The 15,482-nt window shown below is 66.7% G+C and carries 14 protein-coding genes and 1 tRNA gene; 7 read left to right on the plus strand and 8 right to left on the minus strand.

Features of this window, described 5'->3' with window-relative positions; all coding sequences use genetic code 11:
* Both AC1DGD_RS20370 and AC1DGD_RS20375 read right to left on the minus strand, forming a co-directional pair.
* On the minus strand, positions 1-732 hold the full coding sequence (locus tag AC1DGD_RS20370) for a hypothetical protein (protein WP_476858029.1): 732 nt from the start codon (positions 730-732) through the stop codon (positions 1-3).
* Complete coding sequence (locus AC1DGD_RS20375) at positions 729-1,475, minus strand: hypothetical protein (protein WP_476851279.1); 747 nt, start codon at positions 1,473-1,475, stop codon at positions 729-731. Before AC1DGD_RS20375 ends, AC1DGD_RS20370 begins: the two co-directional genes overlap by 4 nt.
* Before the next feature lie 278 nt (positions 1,476-1,753).
* On the opposite strand from AC1DGD_RS20375, the gene AC1DGD_RS20380 reads away from it, so the two are divergent.
* Together AC1DGD_RS20380 and AC1DGD_RS20385 are read left to right on the plus strand one after the other, a co-directional pair.
* A complete protein-coding gene (locus AC1DGD_RS20380; RefSeq protein WP_476858030.1) occupies positions 1,754-3,421 on the plus strand; it encodes an ABC-F family ATP-binding cassette domain-containing protein in 1,668 nt (555 codons plus the stop codon).
* Positions 3,418-5,331 carry an ABC transporter ATP-binding protein gene (locus AC1DGD_RS20385; RefSeq protein ID WP_476858031.1) on the plus strand — a complete coding sequence of 638 codons (1,914 nt, stop codon included), beginning with the start codon at positions 3,418-3,420 and terminating at the stop codon, positions 5,329-5,331. Before AC1DGD_RS20380 ends, AC1DGD_RS20385 begins: the two co-directional genes overlap by 4 nt.
* Before the next feature lie 46 nt (positions 5,332-5,377).
* On the opposite strand, the gene AC1DGD_RS20390 is transcribed toward AC1DGD_RS20385, so the two are convergent.
* From AC1DGD_RS20390 to AC1DGD_RS20400, 3 genes are all read right to left on the minus strand, one after another.
* On the minus strand, positions 5,378-5,785 hold the full coding sequence (locus AC1DGD_RS20390; protein ID WP_223914278.1) for an NUDIX hydrolase: 408 nt from the start codon (positions 5,783-5,785) through the stop codon (positions 5,378-5,380).
* Complete coding sequence (locus AC1DGD_RS20395) at positions 5,782-6,399, minus strand: DUF6314 family protein (protein ID WP_476858032.1); 618 nt, start codon at positions 6,397-6,399, stop codon at positions 5,782-5,784. The genes AC1DGD_RS20390 and AC1DGD_RS20395 overlap by 4 nt, the downstream gene beginning before the upstream one ends.
* A 1-nt stretch (position 6,400) precedes the next feature.
* Positions 6,401-6,473: transfer RNA gene (locus AC1DGD_RS20400), tRNA-Arg, on the minus strand.
* Between the two features lie 82 nt (positions 6,474-6,555).
* Here AC1DGD_RS20400 and AC1DGD_RS20405 point away from each other — a divergent pair.
* On the plus strand, positions 6,556-7,353 hold the full coding sequence (locus AC1DGD_RS20405; RefSeq protein WP_476858033.1) for a DUF998 domain-containing protein: 798 nt from the start codon (positions 6,556-6,558) through the stop codon (positions 7,351-7,353).
* A gap of 75 nt (positions 7,354-7,428) precedes the next feature.
* Here AC1DGD_RS20405 and AC1DGD_RS20410 read toward each other — a convergent pair whose 3' ends face one another.
* Positions 7,429-9,030, minus strand: coding sequence for a chitinase (locus tag AC1DGD_RS20410; protein WP_476858034.1), 1,602 nt, complete (start codon positions 9,028-9,030; stop codon positions 7,429-7,431).
* A gap of 519 nt (positions 9,031-9,549) precedes the next feature.
* Here AC1DGD_RS20410 and AC1DGD_RS20415 point away from each other — a divergent pair.
* From AC1DGD_RS20415 to AC1DGD_RS20425, 3 genes are read left to right on the plus strand one after another with little or no spacing between them, the layout of a single operon-like run.
* On the plus strand, positions 9,550-11,583 hold the full coding sequence (locus AC1DGD_RS20415) for a glycosyltransferase family 2 protein (RefSeq protein ID WP_476858035.1): 2,034 nt from the start codon (positions 9,550-9,552) through the stop codon (positions 11,581-11,583).
* Complete coding sequence (locus AC1DGD_RS20420; RefSeq protein WP_476858036.1) at positions 11,580-12,089, plus strand: DUF7793 family protein; 510 nt, start codon at positions 11,580-11,582, stop codon at positions 12,087-12,089. Before AC1DGD_RS20415 ends, AC1DGD_RS20420 begins: the two co-directional genes overlap by 4 nt.
* Positions 12,079-13,602, plus strand: a complete 1,524-nt coding sequence (locus AC1DGD_RS20425) for a putative bifunctional diguanylate cyclase/phosphodiesterase (RefSeq protein ID WP_476858037.1) — start codon at positions 12,079-12,081, stop codon at positions 13,600-13,602. The genes AC1DGD_RS20420 and AC1DGD_RS20425 overlap by 11 nt, the downstream gene beginning before the upstream one ends.
* 101 nt (positions 13,603-13,703) lie before the next feature.
* Here the strand turns inward: AC1DGD_RS20425 and AC1DGD_RS20430 are convergent, their stop codons facing one another.
* Entirely contained in the window at positions 13,704-13,853 is a 150-nt protein-coding gene (locus tag AC1DGD_RS20430; protein ID WP_223914272.1) for a hypothetical protein, read from the minus strand.
* Positions 13,854-14,070: 217 nt separating this feature from the next.
* Between AC1DGD_RS20430 and AC1DGD_RS20435 the strand changes: the two genes are divergently transcribed.
* Positions 14,071-15,093, plus strand: a complete 1,023-nt coding sequence (locus AC1DGD_RS20435) for a tetratricopeptide repeat protein (RefSeq protein ID WP_476858038.1) — start codon at positions 14,071-14,073, stop codon at positions 15,091-15,093.
* A gap of 240 nt (positions 15,094-15,333) precedes the next feature.
* On the opposite strand, the gene AC1DGD_RS20440 is transcribed toward AC1DGD_RS20435, so the two are convergent.
* Positions 15,334-15,482: integrase core domain-containing protein (locus tag AC1DGD_RS20440; RefSeq protein ID WP_476857091.1), on the minus strand; the 149-nt coding region annotated here is incomplete at its 5' end.

A 15,482-nucleotide genomic window follows, 5' to 3' on the forward strand; every position in this document is an offset into this window, starting at 1 on the left:
TCAGATCATGCCAGCATGCTTCTTCGGCGCACGCTTCGCAAGCGTCTTAGCCAGCCAGATCATGCACAGTCCCAGGACCAGGCACAGGACCGCCGAGTAGTTGATGACGAACCGCATGAACCCGAGGGGCGGAGGGATGACCGGGGAGAGCAGGCTGAGGCAGATGGCCACGGTGCCCACGGCCAGCAACCCGGCGCTGGACCGGACAAGGGCCGGAAGTCCGCTGCGCAGGGTCCGCAGCATCGCCGGAAACAGGGCCGCGGTGATGAACGCGGGGTACAGGCGCCCGGCGGCCCCGTAATACTCCACCAGGGCGGCATTGCGGCCGTCCTTGGCGAACACGGCGACCAAACCCGCCGAGGAGCCGGCGGTATCCATCATGAGGAAGACCACCACCACCACAGCCGAGGCGGCAGCGGCTACTGCGATGCCGATGGGGCCGGTGATGAGCCGCAGGGCGTCACACGCGCTGAAGCCCCGGGCCATCCGGAGACCAAGGAAGAAGATGACGGCGAAAATGACGAAGCGCAGCAGCAGGTTGGCGACGTTCATGCCTCCCAGGGCTTGGTCCACGGCCAGATACGGGGCATCGATGCTGAGCAGGATCGCCAGGGTCATCAGCGCAAGGATCCAGAACAGGGACCGGTTTTCACCCCGCAGGACACTGGGCACGCGGACGAGCGTGGCGACGCAGCACATCGCCAGTGTGGTCCACTGCAGGATCGCGATCATCCGAGGTTCTCCCAAATCGTTTGTGTTTGTGCCTGCTCCTGCTCATGGCGCCGCAGCGATTTTCCGAGCGCCTGAAGACGTTCCCCGGCCAGGGCGCTAAGGTCGCCGTCGGAAAGAGCGTCCAACGCGGCTTGCTTCGCTCCGGCCGTCCAGCCGGCCTCAGCCTCAGTTATCAGGCCCGTGGCGACGAGCCCGCCCGTGAAGCCTACGCCCGCCGCGCGGGCCGTCGCGACCGCAAGCTCGGGGGACAGCCGGTTTGCCGTGAGCTGCGCGGAGTAATTTTGCGGTGCCACCCCGGTGGCGGCCGAAACCCGGTGGCGCAATTCACCATCGTCAATCGCATCCACCCAGTTCCGGACCGACGTGGCGTGCGGTGCGGGGCTCAGAGCCGGGGTCATTGAGCTGCCCTGGTCACCGTAGCCGCCGTAGGCCGGGGAAGAACGCGAAATGACGGCGCGCAACAGGTCCATAGTGGCGACCTGGCTGACGAGTTCGGCCGGGGTCGGCGGCTGCGGCGGGGCGGCCAGCTCCGCATAGTGCTCGAAGGAAGCGAGTTCCGCCAGCGGACTCAAATCCAGGGCCCGGCTGATGCTGACCAGGGTGGTTTCGGCCACCTTCCCGCGGACCAACTGCTGGGCGAAGGTGGTGCGCTTGATCCCGGAGATCCGGCAGAGATCGGCTGTGCTCGCGGACGGGGCAACCCGATGAAGCCAGAGTTGGAACGCCTTTGCGGGTAGTGGCATCTAGGGCTTCCTGCGGAGTCGACGGGCAGTATGGCTACTGGCATGCGGTGGGGCAGCGGCGATTGAGGCGGGGGGTGGCGGCGGTGTGGCGGTGTTGGCTGGGATTTTGCGTGAGGTCCTAATTCAACTATGCTAAATGGTCGAACCCGCTGGTCCGTACACCCCCCAAGTCCGGACCGGCGGGTTCTTCTATGCCCGGCCGGTTTTCTGTCCCGTCCGGACCCGCAGTTTCTCCCAGACGGGAGGCCCGTTTTGGGCCGCAGTGAGAGGATGAAGTAATGACTGCAACCCTTGTTGCCAAGGATCTTTCCGGTGGACACGATCACCGCACACTCTTCTCGAAGCTGTCCCTGACCGTAGCCCCCGGCGACGTCGTCGGCGTCGTCGGCGCCAATGGTGCCGGCAAATCAACCCTGCTGCGGCTGCTGGCCGGCGTCGACGGTCCGCAGGAAGGCACCGTGAGCCTGGCCCCCGCCGACGCCTTTGTCGGCTGGCTGCCGCAGGAACACGAACGGATTGCCGGCGAAACGGTCGCGGGCTACATCGCCCGGCGCACCGGCTGTGCCCAGGCGACCCTGGAGATGGAATCCACCGCGGAGGCGCTGGGCTCCGGCGCTCCGGGCTCCGACGACGCCTACTCCCTGGCCTTCGACCGCTGGATGGCCTCCGGCGCCGCTGACCTGGAGGACCGCATCCCGTCCGTCCTGGCGGACCTTGGCCTCGACGTGGGCCCGGACGCCGGAATGACTGGCCTGTCCGGTGGCCAAGCGGCCCGCGTGGCGCTCGCCGCCCTGCTGCTGAGCCGGTTCGACATCGTGCTCCTGGACGAACCCACCAACGACCTGGACCTCAACGGCCTGGCCAAGCTCGAGGCCTTCGTGCAGGGCCTGCGCGGCGGCGCCGTCCTGGTCTCGCATGACCGCGAGTTCCTGGCGCGCTGCGTCACCACGATCGTGGAACTGGATCTGGCCCAGAACTCGGTGGCGGTATACGACGGCGGCTACGAGGCCTACCTGGAGGAACGCGCCGTTGCCCGCCGGCACGCCCGGGAACGTTTCGAGGAGTACGCGAACACCAAGGCGGACCTCGTCTCCCGGGCCCGCACCCAGCGCGAATGGAGCTCCCAGGGCGTCCGCAACGCCATGAAGAAGAACCCGGACAACGACAAGATCCGCCGGGCGGCCAGCACCGAGTCCTCCGAGAAGCAGGGCCAGAAGGTCCGGCAGATGGAGTCCCGCATCGCCCGGCTCGAAGAAGTGGAAGAGCCGCGCAAGGAGTGGCAGCTGCAGTTCAGCATCGGGGCGGCACCCCGCTCCAGCGCCGTCGTGGCCACCTTGCGCGACGCCGTCGCGGTACAGGGCGACTTCACTCTCGGCCCGGTGAACCTGCAGCTGAATGCGGGGGAGCGGATCGGGATCACGGGTCCGAACGGCGCCGGCAAATCCACCCTGCTCCGGCTCCTGCTCGGCGTCCAGCAGCCCGACTCCGGTGACGCGTCCATGGGCGCGTCCGTGGCCGTCGGCGAGATCGACCAGGCGCGCGGGCTGTTGGCCGGTGAGCTGTTGCTCGCAGACGCCGTTGAGGCCGTCCTGACGGAGCAGACCCCGGCCGAGGTGCGCACCCTGTTGGCCAAATTCGGCCTCAAAGCCGATCACACCAACCGGGCCGTGGACTCCCTCTCCCCGGGGGAACGGACCCGGGCAGCCCTGGCGCTGCTGCAGGCCCGCGGCGTGAACCTGCTCGTTCTGGACGAACCCACCAACCACCTTGACCTGCCCGCCATCGAACAGCTCGAGGAAGCCCTCGACAGCTATGACGGCGCGCTGCTGCTGGTCACCCACGACCGCCGGCTGCTGGAAAACGTCCGCCTGGACGTGCGCTGGAACGTCGAGAACGGCGTCGTCACCGAACTGCACGCCGATGCCCCGAAAGGCAACACCAAATGAGCATGGACCGGGTCGCCTGGAGCTCCCTCTACAACATCACCCGCGCCTCCAGCGGGTCCAAGCCGTTCTCGAAGGAGACCCTGAAGCGCGTCTTCAGTTTTGCCCGCCCCCACCGCGGCAAACTGATCGCCTTCGTGCTGCTGTCCATCGTGATGGCCTTCCTGGCCGTCGCCACCCCGGTCCTCGCCGGGCAGGTGGTCGACGCGATCATCGCCCACGCGGATGCCGGAACCGTGATCTGGCTCGCCGTCCTGATCGCCGTCGTCGCGATCGCCGAGGCCGGAATCGGCTTGGTGACGCGCTGGATGTCCTCCACTATCGGCGAAGGCGTGATCGTGGACCTGCGCACGAAGGTCTTCGACCACGTCCAAAAGATGCCGATCGCGTTCTTCACCCGGACCCGGACCGGGGCCCTCGTCAGCCGGCTGAACAACGATGTCATTGGCGCGCAGTCAGCCTTCGCCGGCACGCTCTCCGGCGTGGTCAGCAACGTCGTGGCCCTGGCGCTGACCCTCGCGGTGATGCTGAATAAATCGTGGCTTGTGACCGTGCTCGCCATGATCCTGCTGCCGATCTTCCTGATCCCGGCCCGCCGGATGGGCTCCAAGCTGGCCGATCTGCGGCGCGAAGCCGCCGAACACAACGCCACCATGGGCACCCAGATGACCGAGCGCTTCTCCGCGCCCGGCGCCACGCTGGTCAAGCTCTTCGGCCGCCCCGACGAGGAATCCCGCGAGTTCGCCCTCCGGGCCGGCCGCGTCCGGGACATCGGCGTCCGCACCGCCATGCTGCAGTTCACCTTCGTCACGGCGCTGACACTGGTCTCGGCCTTGGCACTGGCACTGGTCTACGGCCTGGGCGGCTGGCTCGCGCTCGCCGGGCAGTTGAACGCGGGCGACGTCGTCGTGCTGGCACTGCTGCTCACCCGCCTGTACGCGCCGCTCACGGCACTTTCAAACGCGCGGGTCGAGATCATGAGCGCCCTGGTCAGCTTCGAACGCGTCTTCGAGATCCTGGACCTCAAGCCGCTCATCCAGCAGAAGCCGGACGCGGTGGCCTCCCCGTCCGGTCCGCTCTCGGTGGAGTTCGACAACGTCCGCTTCGCCTACCCCTCGGCTGACAAAGTCTCGCTGGCCTCCCTGGAGGACGTGCTGACCCTGGACACCCGCGGCGGCGAGGAAGTGCTGCACGGCATCAGCTTCCGGGTGGAGCCGGGCCAGACTGTGGCCCTCGTCGGCTCCTCCGGGGCGGGCAAGTCCACCATTGCGCAGCTCCTGTCACGCCTGTACGACGTCGACTCCGGCGCCATCCGCTTCGGCGGCACGACGCCCGGCGCGGGCGTGGACGTCCGTGACCTCACGTTCGACTCGATGCGCGCGACCCTCGGCATGGTGACGCAGGACGGTCACCTGTTCCATGAGAGCATCGCCTCCAACCTGCGCCTGGCCCGGCCGGAGGCCACCGAAGAGCAGATGTGGGATGCGCTGCGCCGCGCCCGGCTCGAAGACATGATCCGGTCCCTGCCCGATGGGCTGGACACTGTGGTGGGGGAGCGCGGCTACCGGCTCTCCGGCGGCGAGCGGCAACGCCTGACGATCGCCCGCCTGCTGATCGCCCAGCCGCGGGTGGTCATCCTCGACGAAGCCACCGCCGCGCTGGATTCGACCAACGAGGCCGCCGTCCAGGAGGCGCTGGGCGCCGCGCTGGAAGGCCGTACCGCCGTCGTGATCGCCCACCGTCTCTCGACGATCCGTGCGGCGGACGCGATCCTGGTGGTGGAGGACGGCTCGATCGTGGAGCGCGGTACCCACCGGGAGCTTCTTGCCGCCGAGGGCCGCTATGCGGAGCTGTACCGGACGCAGTTCTCCGAGGCCAGCGCGGTGGCCCAGGAATCCGTGCCCGGTTACTGAGCCGCCGTTTGGAAGCCGGCGTTGGAGGTCCTGGCCGGTGGAGGTCCTAGCAGGACGGCTTGGCGGACAGGGCCGGCAGCACATGGTCCGTCAGCAGCGGGGCGAGGTCGCCGGGCAGTTCGGCGGACAGGTCCAGCCAGCGGATCTCGGCGATTTCCGCCGAGGGCCGGGCGCTCCACACCCCGGGCGCCGTGAAGACCGTGGCCTCGATCTGGGTGGCCGCCTCGTTGGCGGCATCCGCCAGCCAGCAACCCAGCAGGTCCAGGCGGTCCGGGGCCAGCACGATCCCCACTTCCTCCTGGAGCTCGCGCGCCGCTGCCTGGGCCGCTGTTTCGCCGGCCTCGGGTTTGCCGCCGGGGTGCATGAACTTGTCCGTGCCGCGTTTGCGGACGGTCAGGAGGCGTCCGGAGCGATCGAAAACGCAGACGGCGGAGACGACGATGCGCGGGTTCACCCGGCGCGCCCTGAATCCGGCGCGGCATCCGGCGTCGCATCGGGGGTCATATCCGGCATCACGCGTGGCTTTGTCTCCGGATCCGGATCCGGGCCTGTTCCTGGTCGTGCCTCTGGTCTTGCGTCTGGTTTTGCTTTCAGCCGTCGCAGGACCGACTCCAGCAGCTGGTCCTTGGCCGGCCCGGTGACGTCCCAGCGGTAGCCGCATTGGTCCGGACCGCGGAAGGTGTACGTCACGCGGTACGTGTCAGGGTCGCACCAGTGCTCGTCCTGATTGGTTTGCCCGGCGAAGCCCATGCGGTGGAAGGGACGGCCGTCCGGGAAGTACACGTCCAGGACATCGGGGGTGTCCGCCGGCTGCAACAGATATTCCCGGCTCGCCGGGCCGGAGAACGGCGCGCCGCCCGGGGGTGCCCAGCGCACGGTGCCTTCTTCACGCCACCACAGGCCGCCGTCGTCGTCGGCAGTGAAGCGTACGACGCCGGTGAAGGTTCCGCTGGTGCCGGTGCTGCGGTCCAGCAGGGTGCGGTCGACGGACCAGGAGCCGCGCAGGTAGGCGCGGAGGTCAAAGCCCGGACCCGTGTCCGGGGTTTCGTCCGGGGCAGGAATGTTCAAGTGCCCTCGATTGGAATCGAACCAACGACACCGGCTTTAGGAGAGCCGTGCTCTATCCACTGAGCTACGAGGGCGGGTATCCGCGGGCGGCCGGGGCCGGTCCGGTCGGACACGGATATAAGCATACAAGGTGAGCGCGCGTACTACGCTCTTGGCATGACTGCAGGAACCACCGAGCTTTCCGCCGGAGCCCTCTACTACCCCGATGTGGCCGCGACCAGGTTTTACGTCGGGGCCCTGGCGAAGCTGAGCGTGCTGCAGTATTTCGTGGCCGAGTCGGCTGTGATCGGTGCCTGGGCGGGAGCGGAGCCATACAGCCGCCGCACGGGCTACATCAGCGACCTCGGCGCCGTGGCGTGCGGAGAGTTCTCCGGCCGGGACGTCTGCTCGCCGGCGCACCTGCTGATGAACGCGTCATTTGTGGTCCAAGGCCTTGGCATGGTGGTCGGCGCGTTGCTGCTCGGCTCGGCGCTCCTGTGCTGTGCCGCGCGGACCGCAGTGCCAGTCGGGCGCGGCCGGGTACCGGGGCGGCCGCACGGCCGCGCGCGGTGGGCTGCAGGGGTGGTGGCAGCGGCCGCCGCGCGGCTGCTGACCGGCGCCGCCGGGGCAGGAACGGTCATCGTGGGGCTGGTGCCCGAGGACACGGGATCGGCCTGGCACCTGGCCGGCGCCCTGATGTACTTCGCCGCCGGCGCCCTGGCGCTCCTGATTCTCGGTTGGCTTTGGCTCCGGCAGACGCCGCTCGGGTGGTTCATCCTGGGCTGCGGGGCGGTGTCCTTGGCGGCGCTCATTGCGGGCGGGCTGACAGGCATGCACGTGCCGGAACCCGGTGCCCTGGAACGGCTCATGGGCTATCCCATCACCGTCGGCGTCGCCGCGGCCGGCCTTGTCATCGCCCAGCGGGTCCAGCACGAACGCACGGCGCGCAAGCTCGCCCGGGCCCAGGCCCGCTGAGGCAGGCACGTTGAGGCGGGCCCGTGCAGGCCACAAGGCCCGGGCTGGAGGGCCCGGGCCCGGTGAAGCGGGCCCTTAGGGCGCCGGCGCGGACGCCGTCGCGCTGGGAAGCGGGGTGGCAGTCGCCGTCGCCGGGGCCATGAGCTTCATCAGTTCCTCGTCCCGCAGCTTTGACCACGGCGACTCCGGCGATCCCTGCAGCGCAGCTTCGGGGCTGTCGGTCTGGGTCCACCATTTTGCTTCGAAGACCCGACCTTCGAAGAGCACCCGTGCGCCCTTGCGGTAGACCGTGGCGGGCTGCCACGCCGGGGCGGTCCCGGCCGGTGCCGTCAGCTGCGGGGTAGGCCGGTCAGCGGCCAGGACCGGACCGATAATGCGCCAGGGGGTCGCGGTGCCCTGGAGGACGGGATCATCCGGGGTGTCGGCGCGGGTCCACCATTTGGCCTCGTAGACGTTCGAATGCCATACGATCCGCTCCCCGGCGGTGTAGGCGGTGTTCTCGGACCACACCGGGTACGGGCTGGTGGAGGGATTGTCGCTGACGGCCGGGACCGGCGTCGGCGCAGCCGCGGCGGCAGGCGCAGACGACGGGCTGGCCATGACACCCGCGCCGAGGATCGTGGCGAAGGACGAGCTTCCCTGGTCCACGCCGCTGCAGCCATCGGAAACCTTCGTGACGTCCGGGAAGTTCTGGCTGCAGGTGCGGTCACGGTTCAGGGACCACATGGAAAGCCGGCCGATGCCGCGGGCACTGGCGTAGGCGCTGAGTTCCTGGGCGTCCTTGAGGGTGAAAATTTCGCCGGCGACGTCGTTCTGGCCGATCATCGGCGTCAACCCGACTTTGCGCCACACCGTTCCGCTGCCGAGTTCGGTGCCGGCGGCCCGGTACAGGCCGGTCAGTTGCTGATGGGTGGCTTCCGCGGCGGATACCGCGTTCTCGTACATCGACCGGCCCGGCAGCATGCTTCCGCCGTAGTCCATGGTCATGGCGTTCACGCCGGTGAGGTCGACCCCCGCAGCGATCATCTTCTGGACAGCGTCGCTGCCGGTCGCCGTGAGGCCGTTGGGATCCGCCGGCAGCGTCAGCCAGACGCTCAGGGACTTGCCCTCGCGCTGGCGCTCCTGCTGGAGCGCGGCGATGGCCACTGAGCGCCGCTGAAGGGCCGCGGGGTCGGACAGGGCCTCGCCTTCCACGTCCAGATCGATGCTGCTGACCTGGTAGCGGTCGACGACGGTCCGGTACGCCGACTTGAGCTGGGCAGGATCGGTGCACGTGACGGCCAACTCCTGGTTGGCCAGCCCGCCGAAGGACACCGCCACGCTGCCGCCGAGCTGCTGAAGCCGGGCCACCCGCCGGTCCAGGTCCAGTGAGGCCGCGGCGTCGGAGAGGGAGTAGGCCGCCCCCCAGGAAGGTGAGCACGGCTCCTTGGGATCAGCCACCACGAAGGACAGCACGACCTTTTCGGCTTCCTTGGACGCCGGGTCCTCGAATGCGTACCGGGGCGTGGCCGTGACATCGACATATCCCGAGAAAACGGACGGGATGGCCTCGGCCGCCCGGACGTCCTGGAAGTTGCCCCATGCGACAACGCCGCCGCCGGCGGCCGCCACCACGGCGCCGATGAGTACACCCAGCCGGACCACAGATAGTTTGCGGCCTGGGAATCGTTCGGACACGGGGCCCCCCTTGTGCGTCTTTCGTTGGGCAGCCGGGCACGCGCCGGCAGCCGGCATCAGCTCGTGAAATTTCCGGGGTGTCTGATGTCCGGCAAGCCTCTGACCTTGCATTATCATAAGGGCACTCACCGGAACATTCCGGTGCGGCGTGCGGGTTTTGCCGTAGGCGCGCGCCAATATGCCGACTTTGCAGTCTTATGGGGACTAATGCCAGATCAGCTTGTCTTGCCGCGCTTGGATTCGGAAAGCGCGACCACCGAACAAAAAGGTGCGGTCCGGCGCCGTCAATGGGGAGCAGAGCGGCGTTCCGAGCCGCTGTCAATTGTTCATCCGAGACCGTCCCGGCGCAAAATAATCCTTGGCCGCCTGGGAATTCTCACGACGCTGGCGGCCTGGGTAACATACGTTATTTCCACCATTCTGAAAGAGCTCGCGGACAACCCCAATGCGGGTTTCCGGTTTCAGTTTGAGACGGTCTCCTACCTAATCGTCGTAACATTCCTGACGTTTTCCGCCCTCATGTACCTGATGGCCCGGCAGGGCGCCCTGTACCGGTTCCGGGACCATGCCAGGGTGCCGCGCGGCGAGCTTGACCGGCACTTCGCCGAGTACGCCGAGGGCATCACCGTGCTGGTGCCCTCCTACGCCGAAGAACCCCAGGTGGTGCGGGCGACGCTGTGGTCCGCGGCGCTGCAGGAGTTCCCGGACCTCAAAGTGGTGTTGCTGCTCGATGACCCGCCGCATCCCTCAGACCTTGGTGACCGGGTCCGGTTGGACAAGACCCGCGCACTGACCGCGGAGATCGCCGCAGAACTCAGTGTCCCGGCGTCGCGCTTCAATGCTGCCCTGGCCGATTTCCGCAACCGGGAAAAGGCGCACGGGCGCGGCACTGCCGCCGAGGTGGCCCTGCTGATCGCCGAATATGAGGCAGCCGCCGAATGGCTTGAATCGATGGCTGCTGCCGAAACGGTGGAGGACCACGTCGACGAGTTCTTCGTCGACCTCGTCCTGATGGGCCTGGCCCGCGAGCTGAGGCTCGTACTCCTGGGACTGAACGCTGCCCTGGCCCAGCAGACCTCGCCGCCGCGCACCCGGATCGAAGAGCTGTACCTCCGGCTGACCTGGATCTTCAACGTCTCCACCGAAACGTTCGAACGCAAAAAATACGCGAGCCTTTCCCACGAGGCGAACAAGGCCATGAACCTCAATGCCTACATTTCCCTGATGGGCCACACCTGGCAGAAGGAAACCACCGCCGACGGCGTGATCCTGCGCAAGGTGGGCGCCGGCGTCGCCCCGGAAGTGGACTGCGAGATCATGGACGTCCGGGACACGACTTACCTGTTGACGCTCGACGCCGACTCGCTGCTTTTGCGCGACTACTGCCTCCGGCTGGTCTACTTCCTGGAATCGGCCGGCAACGAGCGCGTCGCGGTCACCCAGACGCCGTATTCCTCCTTCCGTGGTGCCCCCACCCGCATCGAGCGGGTCGCCGGAGCCACCACCGACCTCCAGCACATCCTCCACCAGGGCATGACCTACTACGGTGCGACGTTCTGGGTGGGCGCTAACGCCGTCATCCGCAAACGCGCCCTGGAGGACATCGTCGAGGTGGAAACCAACGGAGCCTTCGAGATCCGGACGTACATCCAGGACCGAACCGTCATCGAAGATACCGAATCCAGCATCGATCTCGGCCAGCACGGCTGGACCCTGGTGAACTATCCGGAGCGGCTCAGCTACAGCGCCACGCCCCCGGACTTCGGCTCCCTCGTAGTCCAGCGTCGGCGCTGGGCGAACGGCGGCCTGCTGATCCTGCCCAAGCTGTGGGTCCAGCTCCGCCAACACCGGTCCGAGCGCCGCGCGATCCTGTTCCGGGAGGTGCTGCTGCGGGTGAACTACATGGCCTCCATCGCGTGGGCCAGCTTTGGCCTCGTCTTCCTCCTGGCGTACCCCTATGACAGCCGGCTGCTGAGCCCGATCGTATTCATCGCCGCCCTGCCGTACTTCCTGGCCATGGGCAGCGACCTGCGCGACTGCGGCCACCGCTTCAGCGACATCCTCCGGATCTACGGCTTCAACCTCGTGCTGCTGCCGGTCAACCTGGCGGGCGTGCTGAAATCGCTGCAGCAGGCCGTCACAGGCGACAAGATTCCCTTCGCCCGCACGCCCAAGGTCAAGGACCGCACCGCCGCCCCGGCGATCTACGTCCTGACCCCGTACGCGATCGTCGCCTTCTCGCTGCTGACCGTATGGCGGGACGCGCAAGTGGGGAACTGGGGCAATGTGGCCTTCGCCTCCGTCAACGCCATCCTCGCTGCCGGCGCGATCCGCGCCTACATCGGAGTCTTCAACTCCGCGGTGGATGTCTTCCTCGGGGTGGTTAACTGGCTGTATGTCAGTCCCAGGCCCAAGAAAGCGAAGGAGAGTCCCGTGATTGCCAAGACAGCCGAGGAAGTCGACTGGGAAACGATTCTCTATCACGGCGACCGACGGCTGAACCGTGACCTCCGGGGCTCCGCGGACCGCCGCCGTCGAATTGCGGTCCGATGACGCTCGAGGCCCTGGCCGGGCCCGAGGGGCGGTTGCCGGAGGGCCTGCCGGACACGGCAGCGGCCGCGGCCGGCGTCGTTCTGGGGGCGGCGGCGGTCACCGCGGCCCGGGCGGCCGACGGTGCGCTCGCCGACGGCGGTGCCGCCCGTAGCATCGGGGTGCGGATGATCGACGGCGGAATCATCGAGGTCCTGTTGCCCGCCAACCAGGAGATCGAGGGTCCGGAGGCGCGCATCGCCGGCGACATCGTCCGCACGCTCGCCGCGGGACGGCGGATGCCGGTGCTCCTGGTGATCACCGGCGTCGTCGGTGTCAGCATGGAGGCCCGCCGGGTCTACAGCGGTTCCATAGCGGCGACAGCGTTCGCCCTGGTGGGCGAGAGCCCGGTGGACCGGGTCATTGCCCACTACCTCCTGCGGTCCCGAAGCGAGACGATCCCGGCCCAGTTCTTCACCTCCGAATCCGCGGCCGTTGAGTGGCTAAGGCAGTACACCCGTGAAGAATGAATCACCGGACCCCAGGCTGCACGCCCTCGTGGAAGGCATCGTGCGGATCGCCGGCGGCGATCTGAGCACCCGGATCCCGCATTCGGGAGCCCGCGACGACGTCGCCGCCGTCATCGCCGGCATCAACCTGATGGCCGATGACCTGCAGACCATCTACCAGGAGCTGGAAGAGCGGGTCGAAAGCCGCACGGCAATGCTGCGCGAGGCACAGGTGGAGCTCGAACGCATGGCGCTGACCGACCCACTGACCCAACTCGCCAACCGGACGGCACTGAACTCGGTCCTGAGCCATGCCCTCGCGGAGTCCTCGCGCGGCGAAATGCCGCCGGCCCTCCTGATTCTGGATCTTGATTCCTTCAAGGGCATTAACGACACCCTGGGGCACAGCGCCGGCGACGACGTCCTGCGGGCCATCGCACGCCGGCTCCAGGACGCCGTCCGCGAGACTGACACCGTGGCGCGCCTTGGCGGCGACGAATTCGCCGTCATGCTGCCGAAGTCCAATCTGGTCCGGGCACGCAGGGTGGCGAACAGGATCCTCAAGGCACTCAGTGAGAGCCTCGACGTCGGGGACCTGAAAGTCACCTGCGGAACGAGCATCGGCCTGCGGATCGCGGAACCCGGCCAGTCCGTCGATGACCTGGTCATGGAGGCCGACACGGCCATGTACGCGGCCAAGGCGCAGCAGCACAGCAGCATCAAAGTCTTCGAGCCGGCCCTGCTGTACGCGCGCCGGCTGCAGAGCGTCATGATTACGGAAATGCGCGAAGCCATCCGGCAGGACCAGCTGACCCTGCACTACCAGCCGGTGGTAGACCTCGCGACCGGCAGGATCGAGGGTGTGGAGGCGCTGGTCCGGTGGAACCACCCGGAGCGCGGTCTGCTCATGCCGGACCAGTTCATTCCCCTGGCCGAGGAAACCGGCATGATCGTGGACCTGGGCCACTGGGTGCTGCGCAATGCAGTGCGCCAATTGCGCAAATGGCAGCAGGACTTGCAGGTGGACAGCACCTTTAACGTCCGGGTCAACATTTCCACCACCGAACTGCAAAACCTCGAGCTGATCGAACATGTGCGGGACATCCTCAGGGAGACCGGCGTGGATGCATCAAACCTGATCGTGGAACTGACCGAGTCCATGGCGGTCAACGGCGGCGACGTCGACCAGTATTCGCTCAACGGCCTTCGCCGGCTCGGCGTCCAACTCGAGATCGATGACTTCGGGACCGGCTATTCCTCCATCAGCTACCTGCGCAAGCTGCCGGTGAACGTGGTCAAGATCGACCGAAGCCTGATCAGCGGCCTCGGCGACGACGAGCAACAGCGGGACTTCGTAGCCGCTGTGCTGCACCTCATCCACGCCTGCGGCCTAAAGGCGCTGGCCGAGGGGATCGAGACGGCGGAACAGGCGGAAGTCCTGCGCGAGATGGGCTGCGGCAGCGGGCAGGGCTACTACTTTGGCCGGCCCGCGCCGGCGGGCGAGATTGTGGCGTTGTTTGCGGGGGACAAGTGAGTTCAAGGAAGATGACCCGTTGGTTACTTCCGAAAGTTTAAATAGCGACGGCGGGTGTTGGAATCACTTCCGACACCCGCCGCCTGTCAATGCAGTCTCCGTTACTTCTTGATGGAGTCCGGCCACCAGCCGACGGCTACGACTGAGCTCTGGCCGGAGGTGTCAGCTGCAGCAGAAATCGCTGCGGAGGCGGACATTCCAGCGGCGGCCAGCGCACCGGCGACGAGGAGTGTTGCAAGGGTCTTCTTCATTAGGACTCCTGATACGTAAGAGGCTGATGTGACTCATGTGACTTGTGGTGCAGATTTAGTATAGGGCCAAACGACACGCCGCTGTATAACGATTCGCTCTGTAATGGATGGTTTCGTGTTATCCGCGCGAAGCTTCGGAAGACCTGAGTCAATATTGCGCAGGTCTTGCTTGCGCGGTTTGTTCGTTTCCGCTCCCGCGGCAACGGATAATTGAGATATGCAACAAAGCTCCGTTTCACCCTCGTACGCTGCTGCAGAGCTGCAGGCGCGCGAACACCGGTCCAACCACGAGTTCGGGCAGGCGGCCATCGCTGCGCAGGCGGCCGCGGACATTGCCAATGCCGAAGGCGATTCGTCCTCGTGGTGGCACATGACCTTGTTCCGGGCGGAGAGCCTCCTTGCCGCCGGTGACTTCGAAGCCTGCGCGGAGGTTGCCAGTGCGCTAGTTGCTGAACCCTGGGACGGGAACTTGCAGCTTCAGGCCCAAGTGCACATCCTCCTGGCCAAGAGCCGTCAGGGCCTGGGGTTGCTCGAACAGGCCGCCGACGAGGCCAGAATTGCAGCGGACCTCATGGTTGACGAGGACGACGTCGAAATTGCAGTCAAGGCCAGGCAGGCCCTCATTGCGGCGCTTGCCGATAGTGGAAGGCTTGACGAAGCGTGGGCGGAAAGCCTCATCATGGCCGACATCATTTCGGGCGAAGTCGATGACCAGCTGGTGGGCAAGGCGTATTGGGTCATTGGGAACGTCGCGTTTCTTTGCAGCAAAGTCGCCGAGGGGCTGCACTATCACGAACTCGCCGCTGGCACCTTTTCACCGGCACGGAACCTCACTGTTTGGGCCAAATTCAACAAGGCTTCCGCTGCCATGCGGCTCGCCGCGGATGTTGCGGACGCGGACACCCTGCGTTGCATTGAACGCGCGGAACTAGCCACGGATGTCATTGGCGGCACCGAAGAAGATCACATATTGCTCAAGCTGAACCGCGGCCACTGGAATTTCCTGGCGGGGGATCAAAAATCGGCAGTCGATACTCTAGTTGACATTTTTCCGGTCCCCGAAAAGACGTCACCGCAAATATTCGGCGAGGCGTATCTTCTTCTGGGCCGGTCGCACGCCGCTTTGGGAAACGGGGCCGAAGCCCGGAAGTACCTGATGGAGGCCGCCGACTACTTTGAGAAAGCAGGAGCCTCCCAACGTGCGGAACAGGCCCTTGAATTCCTGACCGAAGTACCCTGACTTCGCACTGAACTGGACATGCTCTCCGCTGGACTTGAGGGATGGACATAATGGCAAGATGTCCACCGGCCGGGCCGAACGCTGGACATGTCCCGCGCTCGGGGCCGGGTGCGAGGGACGACTCCAGCCACCGCAACCAAGAATGGACATGTCCCGTGTCCTATGCCGCGGATCGGGAAACAGCCCTGCCGCCGCGACCAGGAATGGACATGTCCGGTGTCCTAAGCCGGGAATAGAGAACTAGCTGTACTGCCCAGGGAGGTTGGTTAAGCGGCTGATGGGCGGCTGGCCTCCGATTGCGGTGTGGGGCCTATGGTGATTGTAGTGGTGCAGCCATGCCGGGAGGGCGTTTCTGCGGGCTGATTCCGTGGCGTAGAAGCGTTGGAAGG

Source organism: Arthrobacter sp. 05T45 (assembly GCF_056395875.1).

Bases quoted from the DNA above. Each gene is read 5' to 3' on its own strand.
- AC1DGD_RS20370 (WP_476858029.1), bottom strand. From the start codon at position 732: ATGATCGCGATCCTGCAGTGGACCACACTGGCGATGTGCTGCGTCGCC.
- AC1DGD_RS20375 (WP_476851279.1), bottom strand. From the start codon at position 1,475: ATGCCACTACCCGCAAAGGCGTTCCAACTCTGGCTTCATCGGGTTGCC.
- AC1DGD_RS20380 (WP_476858030.1), top strand. From the start codon at position 1,754: ATGACTGCAACCCTTGTTGCCAAGGATCTTTCCGGTGGACACGATCAC.
- AC1DGD_RS20385 (WP_476858031.1), top strand. From the start codon at position 3,418: ATGAGCATGGACCGGGTCGCCTGGAGCTCCCTCTACAACATCACCCGC.
- AC1DGD_RS20405 (WP_476858033.1), top strand. From the start codon at position 6,556: ATGACTGCAGGAACCACCGAGCTTTCCGCCGGAGCCCTCTACTACCCC.
- AC1DGD_RS20415 (WP_476858035.1), top strand. From the start codon at position 9,550: ATGTACCTGATGGCCCGGCAGGGCGCCCTGTACCGGTTCCGGGACCAT.
- AC1DGD_RS20420 (WP_476858036.1), top strand. From the start codon at position 11,580: ATGACGCTCGAGGCCCTGGCCGGGCCCGAGGGGCGGTTGCCGGAGGGC.
- AC1DGD_RS20430 (WP_223914272.1), bottom strand. From the start codon at position 13,853: ATGAAGAAGACCCTTGCAACACTCCTCGTCGCCGGTGCGCTGGCCGCC.
- AC1DGD_RS20435 (WP_476858038.1), top strand. From the start codon at position 14,071: ATGCAACAAAGCTCCGTTTCACCCTCGTACGCTGCTGCAGAGCTGCAG.